The sequence below is a fragment of the uncultured Veillonella sp. genome, assembly GCF_963551295.1.
Lineage (GTDB): Bacteria > Bacillota > Negativicutes > Veillonellales > Veillonellaceae > Veillonella.
Window position 1 is genome coordinate 1 of the sequence record NZ_CAUVFT010000042.1, and the last position, 11,671, is coordinate 11,671.

Genomic DNA, 11,671 nt, shown 5'->3' on the forward strand with positions numbered 1-11,671 from the left:
GGGTAGTTAATGGCATCGGTTCTCTAGGTGCTGCAAAAGGGACATCGTCCTTTGCCGGCGGTAGTTCGTTTAGTTCTGCATTTACAGGAAATCGATTCGCTGCCGGAGGAAAAACGAATCCAGGGCTTATGTTGGTTGGTGAAAACGGACCGGAACTATTGCAGTCCTTCGGATCACATCGCATTTATACGGCAAGTGAAACTCGTAGATTAATGGGTGTCGGAGCTACAAGCAACAACGTAGTTGTTAATATCGTTAATCAGTCTGGCCAAGAACTTGAAAGTAAGCAACAGAACTCTCGGTTCGATGGTGAGAATTATGTTATCGATGTAGTGGTTCGTGCTATGGAATCAAACAAAGGAGGTATGCGTGACGCCATCAAGGCATCCGCAGTATAACTATGGCAGTATTTCCAGATATTCGATGGCCGATATACCCAATTCAGGAGACTACTCCAGATATTTCGTATAAAGGCCAAGTTGAAAACATGACGCTAATCACCAGGAAGAAGACGACAAAGACCCGGCGGACATATTCCGTAGGGTACAAGTTGCCAACAGCTGATTACTATAAACTTCGGTCATTCTTCGATGAAGTCAACTGTTCGGGTGTATTCGACTGGGTACATCCAGAAACACGGGAAACACTAAAAGTGCGATTTGCTGATCAGTTAGACTTTGCGGCGAATGACTATGGAGTGTGGATGGGAACCGTGAAATTACAGGAGGTATAACATGTTACCGCTCTCAACGGCATCGATTTTAGAGAAAAACCAAATATCGGCCACAGGTGTGTGGTTAATGCTGTTAGAAATGTCCTATAAAGGGGATACGCTTCGATTGGTATACAATACGGAGAATATCCAATTTCAAGGCAATACCTATATCGCATTTCCATTTACCATTCAAGATGTTACAGAGAATGCGACGGATTTACCTAATATCAAGCTATCTGTGTCTAACGTAACTCGTACAATTCAGCGTATGGCAGAGTCTAATAATGGATTCACTGGAGCCAATATCATCATTCGTGTAGTGAATACGAATATACCTGATGTGTGCGAGCAAGAGGAGCATTTCGTAATCACAGGAACCCATGCGAATGCTGAATGGATGGAATTCACGTTGGGGACTGACTTTAGTTTCACCCGACGATTCCCGTTAATTCGTGTGATGAAAGATTTCTGTCCGTTCAAGTTTAAAGGGGTTCAATGTGGATATAAGGGTCACGAAAATCAATGTAATAAAACCCTAGCACGATGTCGTGAATTGGGGAACAGTACTCGATTTGGAGGAGAACCTACTATTCCGCAAGGAGGACTATATGCATCCAATAAGTGATTTGACTGATATGATAGGTACTCCATTCTCGGAAATGAAATGCTGGGATGTAGTTGTTGAGGTATATCGGCGTAGTGGAATATCACTACCCGAATATACCCAAATTCAAATGGATGAATGGTGTGAAGTTCGCGAACCAATGCCAGGTAGTGTTTTGGTATTTGCGTTATATGGTAAAAATCTCGATCATGTAGGAGTTTATCTCGGTGAAGGTAAATTCATACACGCTACTGAACACAGCGGCACCTGCATAGAACATATATCAAAGTACGTGCCTCGATTGAAGCACATATATGAAAGGAAGGAGTAGCAGATGGTTAATGTAATCATTGTAAATAACCCGTTCAAACCGGAGCAGCGGGATACAAAATATTTGCCGTTTAAACAGGGCAAGTCTATCAGCTATTACTTCAGTGCACCTGGTGAATGGGCGTATTCAGTAAATGGACATGAGGCGACGCCGGATACAGTTGTGAACGATGAAGACTACATTGTAGTAATGCCCCGAGTTGAGGGTAAGTTCTTTGGTGTTCTTCTATCAATAGGGATGGCTGTATTTACCGGTGGCATTGCTTCGGGTGCTATCTTTGGTATCCAAAGCTTAATTTGGCGGTCAGTAATTGCTATGGCGGTAGGGATGATAGGTAATGCTATTGTCTCAAAGCTAACTGCTCCTAAGGTTGACCGTTCGAATTCCGAACAGTCAAATACATATGGCTGGGGAGGTACTGAAACTGTTACTGGGCAAGGCTACCCTTTAGCCGTAACATATGGCCGAATGAAAAGTGCTGGGTTATTATTATCCCGCCATGTAATTAGTGATGGTGAAAAGCAATATCTTAATCTTTTATACTGTGCGGGTGAGGGTGAATTATCAAAAATAGAAGATATTCGTATTAATGCTAACCCAATCAGTAATTATAAAGATGTGCAGGTGGATATCAGAAAGGGTACAAATGACCAAACAGTTATCCCAAATTTCAATGATAACTTTGCGGATCAATCCCTAAACTATGAATTGACTGAATCATGGAATACACAACAGGTACAAGGCGATGCATGTGACGCTATAGAGTTAACTGTTGGATTTCCAAACGGATTATATTATTCAAATGATAGCGGCGGTGCTGACCGTACGTCTGTCACGTTGAAAGCAGAAATTCGTAAAGTAGGGGATGAGTCCTGGCAGGCATTACCTTTAGCAAATCAAAAGGGCATGGCCGGACATATTAAGCGACGTGATGCGTGGAACTTTATTAAGTCAGATAATAGCGTGACAAATACAGCTGATTACGCAGGACGAATTGAAGAGGCGACAAATAATGCGTTTTATCGCGTATTTCGCTTTGACAATCTCGAAAAGGCGCGTTATGAAATCCGCATGCGCTGCAGTGCGAAAGATGGGAAAAGCTTGCGCCATGTCAATAAGGTCTACTGGGTGCAGCTAACCCAAATTATTTATGATGATTTTGTGCATCCGGGGAAAGCCCTCATTGGAATTAAGGCTTTGGCTACATCTCAGCTAAGCGGTACCGATCCAAAAGTGACATGGATTCAAGAGCGTTCAGAGGTGTATGTGTTCAATCCGTATATCAATAAGTACGAAGCTCAACCAGCGGATAATCCGGCATGGGCTGCTTATGATTTAATCCACATCTGCCGTAAGATTGGCGGTGAATATATTGTATTTGGACAGCCCCATATGCGCCTTGACTATAACGCATTTAAGGCATGGGCAGATAAGTGCAAAACAAATGGGTTTACATTCAACTATATATACGACACCGCTATGCGATTATGGGATGCGTTAAAGTATCCAGAGGCAGTAGGTCGAGGGAAAGTAATTCCTGTAGGAACTAGGTTCACATGTGTTAGTGATTATCAATCTACACCGGTACAGTTGTTTACTGTAGCCAATATCAAACACGGCAGCTTTACTGAAGAGTTTCAAGGTGTGGAGGCTAGGGCTAACTCTGTTGAAATATCGTTCCTTAACAAGGATAAGGATTATGAGCGAGACGTCATTCCAGTATATGGTGACACTTACGACGAGTCGGACACACTAACAAATCCGGCACAAGTTGAACTCATGGGGTGTACTAGCCTTGAGCAGGCATATAAACATGGTAAGCATTTCTTGCGATGCAATAAATATGAAATACGTACTGTGACAATAGAGGCGTTTACGGATGCCATAGCGTGCACGGTAGGAGATATTATTCTAATTCAGCACGACATACCTGAATGGGGCGATGGCGGTCGTGTGGTTGCGGTAAGTGGCCAGACGATTACACTCGACAAGGAAGTGTCGGTACAACCAGGGAAGAATTATCAGTTGCTGATTCGTAGCAACGCTACGGATATCGTCTCTACGTTTAACGTAGTAAATGTATCAGGTCTCAATGTGATTGTTAAAGAGGCTATACCGGTGCAGCCTGATGCGGTATATGCATTCGGAGAAATTTCTAAATCGGCTAAGCCATTTCGTGTGTTGGCTATTACAAAGACACTATCAGAAATGACCCGTAAGATCCAATGCATGGAATATTATCCAGAACTCTATGTATCAGATGATGGCACGGTGCCAAGTATTGATTATACGAATCGCGGTGCATCTGATATTCAAGCAGTAGGGTTAGTGAGTGATGTATACGGTGCTAATGGCATCATGTATTCACGCATAGGTGTAACGTGGCAGTTACCTCGTGATGGAAAAGTCTCAAACGTAGTCGTAAATTACCGAAATGTAAAAAGCGATACGTGGACATATATTGGAAACTACCCAGCATCTACAAACGCTACCACGATATCTGATGTGCTACTAGGTGCGACCTATGAGGTGCGAGTGCAGGCTATTAATGAGTTAGGACAGTTGACTACTGGCGTAACAAAATCTATAGCCATACCTAAGATGCAAACGCCAGAGGATGTTCAGAATTTACACGTCATAAGTCGGTACAATCAAACGGCCGATAAAAGTGTTTACTACGACTTACAAGTGCTATTTGACCCGCCTAGTAATCCTGCCAACTTCGATGTGGCGGAGGTTTGGTATCTCTTAAAATCGAAAAGTGGAAAACCTGTAACGGGGCAAGAATGGCAGTATGCTGGCAGTAGTAATAGTCAGGTTATTATCAAATCATTAGGCCCAGGTGAAGAGTATCGAATCAAAGCAATCTCGGTTGACCGATTTGGCAACCGAGCAGAAACAGCCCAAATGGTTGATGTGATAGTCAAACCGATGGACGCGATACCTGATATGCCTAGCAATTTCGGTATTGTGTTCGGTAGAAATGCCACCGCATCATGGGATGAGGTGCTGAATGCTGACGTCGACTATTACGAATTACGTACCGATAATAATCCTGGTAAAGATACGAATGCTTTATTGGCAAGAGTTAAAGGTACATCTGCTGTACTTACCCTATCTAAACGAGCGGATACTGTTTACTTATATGCTCGCAGCACGTTGGGCAAATACTCGACTGCAGCAACATATGAATATAACGTTCCGCAGTTGGCCGCGCCTGAGCTTGTAGTAAAAAGCCAGTTAGGAGGATTTAATCTTTACTTCTCAACTAAGCCCGCACAAGCATATGCAATCAGATGCCATGTGATCGGAGATGAACGTACTGATGATTTTGAAACTACCAGCACCATGCTGACGTATTCGAATTCGGCCGGAATATACCGGATACGTTGCTCGTTTGTTGATGTGTTCGGAGATGGACTCGTTAACGAGAAGCAAGTCGTGATTAAGACACAAATTGATGCGAGCTTGCTAGACCTCGAGTCTCTCGGGCTGAATAAAGTTGATGAGCGAATTAAGGAGCTTGATAAGAAATTCAATACGAATTCTGAAGAGACCACTAGAAGAATTACGAATTTGGCGTCACATACGGAATCTCGCATTACTGAGTTAGCTGGTAGCATCGATTTGCAAGTTAAAAAAAGTATTGGCGAGATTGATGGTGGTGAGTTGGTGTCTCGTATTAACCTCAGTCAGTCTGGGGTATACATTGCAGGGAAATTGATTCACATCACTGGAGCAACTAAGTTCGATGATAACGTCATTGTTAATAAGATGATTCAGGCCAACGCGGTTACTGCCGACAAATTACATGTTGAAAATTTAGCGGCGGTGTCCAGTACAATCGGGTTACTTCGTTCGAGAGAAACCGGTGCTCGTGTTGAGATTCAAGATAACCTTATTACAGGTTTTGATGATGATAACAACCCTCGGATTAAACTTGGATGCTGGTAGGAGGTATTATGGAACCGCATGTATTAGCTTATGATGCTAACGGCAATATCATACTAAATCTGAAGGAAAGGCTTACACGTATCGAGGGGCGGATGTATGTATCTGACATTCCTAATCGACGTCAACAAATTACTGTGAATGGATTGCAGCCTGGTCAACATGTCTGGGCTGCAGCCATGGGACAGTACTTAGTGGCAGAGGTTAGGGGCAATATCATAACATATTATTTTGCAGTGTCCCAGGATGAATATAATATCAATCGTCAATTTAAGGATCTTACGTATGAAGGGTGGCTGGCGTATGGAATTTATTAACATCCAGAATAAAGAAGGTGTCACGATTATAAACGATACCTATGACAATCTAGTATATCTTAGTTTCCCTAAACAAAAAGATGCAGTTCTCTACACCGGGGCGATGAGGGGGATAACGCCAACGGTTCAAATCCCGCTCAAACCTGTAGCTTACGCACCTATGCTGGTGCCTACGAATAAATACCAATACGGATATATTGCGGGGGAGGCTAATGTAATCCAGGTTTTTTATGCCACTAATTACGCATATCATGGTGACGCACCTCTTATAGCAGTATCAGTTCCACAAGGATATGAATTCACAGCTCAGTGGGTCCATAAACGTCGTGAGCGATTAATGGTGCTGGTAGTGGATGTAATTAAGCCAGGCGAAAAGGTAACGCAAGCAATGGTTGATGAAGTAAAAGCTGGCATCAAGTTCTACTGCTTCGGTTATTTCGAGGATGTTACGGCTAATGCAGACACGCCTCGTATTCGATTTGTTGATAAGGTAGGAAGTAGTAAGCCTAATACGGCATTGCAAGTTCTTGGTCGTCACAAATATTATAAAGCGTCTTGGGCAACAGATTACAATCTGCAGAACGATGTGATATATGATAGCCGCATCAGGTACCTACGTGTAATTGATCACTATGCACACGATTGGTATAACCAGTTATCAAACTACGTTCCGGATACTTTTACAAACATGGCCCGTGACCCAAAGTCATATGGCGTCAAGGTTGCAATTATACCCATGTCCGTAATCGATGTATCCGTTTGGGGGCCAAATATCAATAATGGAGATAAAAAGTCACACACGGGGCGAGTGTGGCAAACGTTCAGATTTCACGATGAGAGTACTGTATCGCTGAAATCGTATCAGTTCATTGATTGGAATACAGTCACCACGTATCCTGTAGGTTGCTCGGGTAAAACCACATCTCAGTATTTGGTGGTCGATGTGACCGGGTACGATAAACAAGGTACGATTCCATTCAATTAAGGGAGATGATAAGTAATGAATGTAAAGGATATAGACCTCAACATTGGCGAGGATTTCGGGATAGTTTACGCAGTTCAAGATGACAATGTGGATTTGACAGGGTTCAAGTCAGTATTCGCCATACGAAAGCGAGCAAGCGGTCCGCTTGTTATTAAAGTGCAAGGGGTAGCATCTGGGAAGATTGCGACATTCAATATTCCCAGAAAGGATACCTTAGAAATTAAGTCCTTTGGTGAGCATGTGTATGATGCTTTTGCATATAAGGAATCGGAGCCTAGCCGATATTACAAACTGGGTATGGGGGCAGTCAACATAATTCAGGATGTGGCCATGCATGATTAGAGGAGGAATGTATTATGCAAAACAAAGCGTTACCAGTAAGACTTGAAAGTCCGATTAAAGTAGAGGCGGAAGTAAAAGCAACCTTGGTAGGCGATAATGGAAAAAGTGCTTATGAAATTGCTTTAGCACATGGATTCGTAGGAACCGAGGACGATTGGTTGGAATCCTTAAAAGCGAAGCTGCCTAACTTATCAGGAGTTATGTCAGCACTTCAAGGTAAAAACATTCTTATTAATAGTGGTACCCTTGAAGCGATATTAACTGCTATTGTCCATGCGTTAAATGAACAGCCTTATGCACCACTTACATTTAACGAACCAAGAAAAGGGGATACGGAAATTCGAGTATCTGGGCAAAATGGCTTTAAAGTTCGAGTACGCGGTGAGGCAGAATCCGTTGAAATCCAATCTGGGAGTGCCACTATTAGAATTCAGCCTTATGGCACAGATGATATTAATCTTGAATATCTTAACCTAATCGATCATGTCGTTAATACTGTTAAAATCAAAGGTCTTATTGAATTCAATCCGGAAACGGCCACAGAGATTCTGCCTAAGCAGTTCTATGGCCGTAGTGACTTAGAGGGTGAACTTACCTGTCCGAACGTTGTTAAAGTCGGTGCATTAGCATTCGTTGGAACCGATCACAACATTATCAATTTGCCTAAGGCCACTAATATTGATAGGGATGCTTTCGCTAACAGTTCTCTTGCGGTAATCAATATCCCTGCATTTGTATGGGCGGGTGATAACCTTGATTTAAAATCTTATGATCTCATTAGGGTTAATAAAATGACTGTTAGTGAGGAATCTCACCCACCGAGAGAAGTCATGATGCAGAAAATTTCATTAGAGGTATACAATCCAGATCACACCAAGAAATGGAACCTTTACAGTGAAAAATGGGAGAAAGCGGAGGCCTAAATGGACGAAATTAGATTATTGCTAATGGACTTCGGCATCCCTGCCTACTTCGCGGACATTGGATTCTGGGTAACCCTGTTAGGGGTTATCTGGGCCGCCCTTAGGGGCTCATTTCGTGCGATGGTGTGGTTTTTAGAGCATACCTCGCTAGTTGCGGTTAAGCAAGAATTAGATGACCATTTGGCTCGACGCATGGATAAGCAGCGTAAGGACTATGACGATAAGTTATCTGATGCTATCAATAGTATCGCTGATTTAACAAAAAGTAATCAGGAGATATTAAAGCAGTTGGTCAAGCTGGAAGAACGAGATGCAGCGAAATTTCATAGGCTTAATAACCTCGAAACCACAGTTCAGAGTCTGAGTACTGAACTGATGCATATCCAAGTTCTAAACAATATGCCAATAGGAAGAAGTATCACGCTCAGTACTGATGATATAGGAGGTGACTGATAATGAAATATCAAATCATGAACCGACTGAAATCAGCATATGGTGCTGTTCGTGTTGCTAATATTAGACCTACTGGAGTACTAGCGACACGGATTCTAGTACTTGTTATGCTAATTCCTATTTGGCTAGTCATAACAGAGTATGTTATGGCATTTGCTAGGGGTTATGTATCAAGTGAAACTAATAAGCTGATTGATGTTGGGCTCAATATTATTGACCACATATTCATTCCTAGTGTATTGACAGCCGTAGTAGGCTTCCTAGGCCTTTGGTTGGATAGAAACAATAATGGTGTCCCTGATAAATTAGAAGGAGGTAGTAATAATGACGAAAATATTTATAAATCCAGGTCATGATATTGACCTGGACTCTGGAGCAGTAAATCCTAACACAGGACGTCGTGAATGCGACGTTGCTCGTGATGCAGGTAAGTTATTGGCTTGTTATTTACAAACTGCAGGATGCGAAGTTAAAACTTTACAGAATGATGACTTAGGTCTTGTATGTGCTGAGTCCAATGAATGGGGAGCAGATATATTTGTATCACTCCACTGTAACGCATTCAATACACAGGCACGTGGCACTGAAACCTTGTTTAAGTCCTTTAACGGGCAACGCTTAGCGAATGACATTCAGTCACAAATCATCCGTAGCATTAATACGGTTGATCGGGGCGTAAAAGAACGGCAGGATTTATGGGTGCTAAACGGCACAGATGCAACAGCCGTGTTAGTTGAAATGGCATTCATTGATAATGATGAAGACCTAGCACTACTTAATAATGACCTTGATACTATAGTGCGTGCTATAGCACGTGGTATCACAGACTTCATAGGAGGGGAATAATGTATGACAAAATCAAAATTTTACTTAATCACCCTACTTACCGCTATATTATTATCGGTAGTATTGGGTTCATCCTCATCCTTTGCCTCGGATACATCTTCTACCAGCCAAGCGGAACTGGAACCGACTATCAGCGTGCCCGTGAGTCAGTGGAACGAATTGAAAAGCAACAACGAGAAAGCCTTGAAACAAATAGAAGCATCCAACGTTCCATTGACAGAAGCACAGACTATAGCCGTGAAACAGCGACAAGAATTGAACGAAGCCAAGACTACAATCGACAAATTAACGACCGAATTGGACAAAGCCAAAGCGGACTTAGTGAAGCAAGAAGTTACCTTATCAGAAATGTCGAGCTCTTTGATAGAATTGAAAGGTCAAATAGAGAACGACAAGAAAACAATCAAGAGATTACGGATGCAACGCAACCTATCCCAAATACTGGGAGCGGGGGCGACAATCGGAGTAGTAATTCATCGATGACTGAGAGGTGATCCAAGCATCTCCTGAGCATGAGCAGGCGGACTCATGGATTGACTATAATAATGTAAAAGGCCTTACTGGGAATATGTCCTGGTAAGGTCTTTTTTTTTGTGTAAAAAAATTAAAAAAAGTACTTGCAAATACATCGTATTCGATGTATAATAAAGACAAAGATAAGGGAGTTATTAAAAGGAGCACCTATCATGAGCAAGTATGGCGAATTCATTAAAAGCGTAAAAGAATCTCAATTGACTAAATTCTTTGGAGAAGTGAAGCATACTTCTAACAAATATTTCAAATTCAATCATGTTATTAGCGACGATGAAATCATCATCGTAACTAACAATGTGAAGTTCATTAAAGGTAACCCTGTTTTAGTGATCGATAATAACAAAGTTGTATACCTAAAGGAATGGAATGTTGCAGAGGTTCGCAACTATAATAAAGACCTTTACGCATTTGCAGTTAAATTAAACCGTAAATACTGGAAGGAATATACTTTCAAAAATGATTTTGATGATATGTGTTTCGAGCAAGCTGACACATTTGATAGTTTGAAAGCAGTAGCGGAAATGCAAAATGACACAGAAATCGCATTAGGTTGGGGAAAATAAGGAGGTATTTATGAAATTCAATGACGTTATGACCTCCGCAGAAGCTGCGGAACGTTGGAAGATAAGTCCTGTTACAGTGAAGCAGGCGTGCTCCGGTCAACGGAACACGCCACCACGATTCACATCAGAGGAGTGCAGAAAGGCAAAAGGAACCTGGCTAGTATCTCGCCAGGGTATGGAACGATTGTATGGGGAGGAACCTAAAATGTTAAAAGTATATAGCTTAAATGCAAAGAAACCTTGGTTCATGGGAACCGCAGAAACATATAAGGAAGCATGGGACATGATATATGAGCGCGAGATGCGCCAATCTCCTTGCATTGGCAAGTGGGACAAGGCCGCATGGGATGAAGGCGATATGGAAGAAGAATTTCCTGATTTCGTATGGCCGGAAGATGTGGATTATGTTTGGACTGCTGACTGGATAGCTGAAGTCATTCTTGATCCGAAGGAATATAACGAAGAGGGCGTAAGAAGCCTCATAGATGATTTGATGCTATCTTACAAAATTGAAGAAGTTTAGTTATCTTATAAAAAGACCTTACTAGTATATAACTTGGTAAGGTCTTTTTTTATATTTAATTTATTGCATACAATCTAAAAATATGGTGTAATTATGGTACATAAGAGGAGGTGGATGAAGTGCTGAAAATTCTTAATTGCAATCCACATTTTATGAGGGACCCCGTGCCTGTATCAAACTATGCTGAAGCATGGGAGGTCATATGTTCCATGCAAAGGGAGTTAGGAGAAGAGATCCTTGCTGTTGGCAGGGAGACTTGGGAGGACCTTAAATTGGCTGAGTGTTTCCCTGAGTTTGTTTGGAAAGAGAAAATAAAGGTTGTCTACATTAATAGTGATAAAACCTTACTAATTCCTGCGCCACGGAGATATAGTAGGGCTAATGTTTTGAAACTTATCAATTTCTTCGGACTCCACTATTCTATCCGAGAAATATAAAAGTGAGCGCTTTAAAATCCGTTTAAGTTTAAAACGGTTGCTTAACCGTTGCTCAACCTTTTGCACGTTGAAATAATGATAAATACATAATTTATGCTGATAGATAGCACTTATATATGCTGTGTTCAATACAAAAAATGCAGTGTT

General features: G+C 41.8%; 15 protein-coding genes and 1 pseudogene. All 16 read left to right on the forward strand.

The window, feature by feature from the left end:
- Nucleotides 1-398, forward strand: a pseudogene (locus tag RYO55_RS09115) (phage tail protein); the annotation flags it as partial.
- A gap of 89 nt (nt 399-487) precedes the next feature.
- Nucleotides 488-733 (forward strand): hypothetical protein, encoded by a 246-nt coding sequence (locus tag RYO55_RS09120; protein WP_314985202.1) that lies wholly within the window; start codon nt 488-490, stop codon nt 731-733.
- A 1-nt stretch (nt 734) separates the two neighbouring features.
- Nucleotides 735-1,340, forward strand: coding sequence for a hypothetical protein (locus RYO55_RS09125; RefSeq protein WP_314985204.1), 606 nt, complete (start codon nt 735-737; stop codon nt 1,338-1,340).
- A complete protein-coding gene (locus tag RYO55_RS09130; RefSeq protein WP_314985205.1) occupies nt 1,324-1,650 on the forward strand; it encodes an NlpC/P60 family protein in 327 nt (108 codons plus the stop codon). The genes RYO55_RS09125 and RYO55_RS09130 overlap by 17 nt, the downstream gene beginning before the upstream one ends.
- Nucleotides 1,651-1,713: 63 nt before the next feature.
- Nucleotides 1,714-5,604, forward strand: a complete 3,891-nt coding sequence (locus RYO55_RS09135; RefSeq protein ID WP_314985206.1) for a host specificity factor TipJ family phage tail protein — start codon at nt 1,714-1,716, stop codon at nt 5,602-5,604.
- An 8-nt stretch (nt 5,605-5,612) separates the two neighbouring features.
- Nucleotides 5,613-5,918, forward strand: coding sequence for a hypothetical protein (locus RYO55_RS09140; RefSeq protein WP_004697572.1), 306 nt, complete (start codon nt 5,613-5,615; stop codon nt 5,916-5,918).
- 103 nt (nt 5,919-6,021) lie between these two features.
- Nucleotides 6,022-6,903, forward strand: a complete 882-nt coding sequence (locus RYO55_RS09145; RefSeq protein ID WP_314985207.1) for a hypothetical protein — start codon at nt 6,022-6,024, stop codon at nt 6,901-6,903.
- Nucleotides 6,904-6,918: 15 nt separating this feature from the next.
- Entirely contained in the window at nt 6,919-7,245 is a 327-nt protein-coding gene (locus tag RYO55_RS09150) for a hypothetical protein (protein ID WP_314985208.1), read from the forward strand.
- Between the two features lie 14 nt (nt 7,246-7,259).
- Nucleotides 7,260-8,168: a lysyl-tRNA synthetase gene (locus RYO55_RS09155; protein WP_314985209.1), complete on the forward strand. Its 909-nt coding sequence runs from the start codon at nt 7,260-7,262 to the stop codon at nt 8,166-8,168.
- Nucleotides 8,169-8,621 carry a hypothetical protein gene (locus RYO55_RS09160; protein ID WP_314985211.1) on the forward strand — a complete coding sequence of 151 codons (453 nt, stop codon included), beginning with the start codon at nt 8,169-8,171 and terminating at the stop codon, nt 8,619-8,621.
- A 2-nt stretch (nt 8,622-8,623) separates the two neighbouring features.
- Entirely contained in the window at nt 8,624-8,977 is a 354-nt protein-coding gene (locus RYO55_RS09165) for a hypothetical protein (protein WP_314985213.1), read from the forward strand.
- Nucleotides 8,946-9,467 carry an N-acetylmuramoyl-L-alanine amidase gene (locus RYO55_RS09170; RefSeq protein WP_314985215.1) on the forward strand — a complete coding sequence of 174 codons (522 nt, stop codon included), beginning with the start codon at nt 8,946-8,948 and terminating at the stop codon, nt 9,465-9,467. Before RYO55_RS09165 ends, RYO55_RS09170 begins: the two co-directional genes overlap by 32 nt.
- 3 nt (nt 9,468-9,470) lie before the next feature.
- On the forward strand, nt 9,471-9,950 hold the full coding sequence (locus tag RYO55_RS09175; protein WP_314985216.1) for a hypothetical protein: 480 nt from the start codon (nt 9,471-9,473) through the stop codon (nt 9,948-9,950).
- A 203-nt stretch (nt 9,951-10,153) separates the two neighbouring features.
- Nucleotides 10,154-10,564: a hypothetical protein gene (locus RYO55_RS09180; RefSeq protein ID WP_314985218.1), complete on the forward strand. Its 411-nt coding sequence runs from the start codon at nt 10,154-10,156 to the stop codon at nt 10,562-10,564.
- A gap of 10 nt (nt 10,565-10,574) precedes the next feature.
- The gene (locus tag RYO55_RS09185; RefSeq protein WP_004697586.1) at nt 10,575-11,087 is read left to right on the forward strand and encodes a helix-turn-helix domain-containing protein; all 513 of its coding nucleotides are present in this window, start codon (nt 10,575-10,577) and stop codon (nt 11,085-11,087) included.
- Between the two features lie 119 nt (nt 11,088-11,206).
- On the forward strand, nt 11,207-11,524 hold the full coding sequence (locus RYO55_RS09190; protein WP_038150357.1) for a hypothetical protein: 318 nt from the start codon (nt 11,207-11,209) through the stop codon (nt 11,522-11,524).
- Nucleotides 11,525-11,671: the final 147 nt, after the last annotated feature.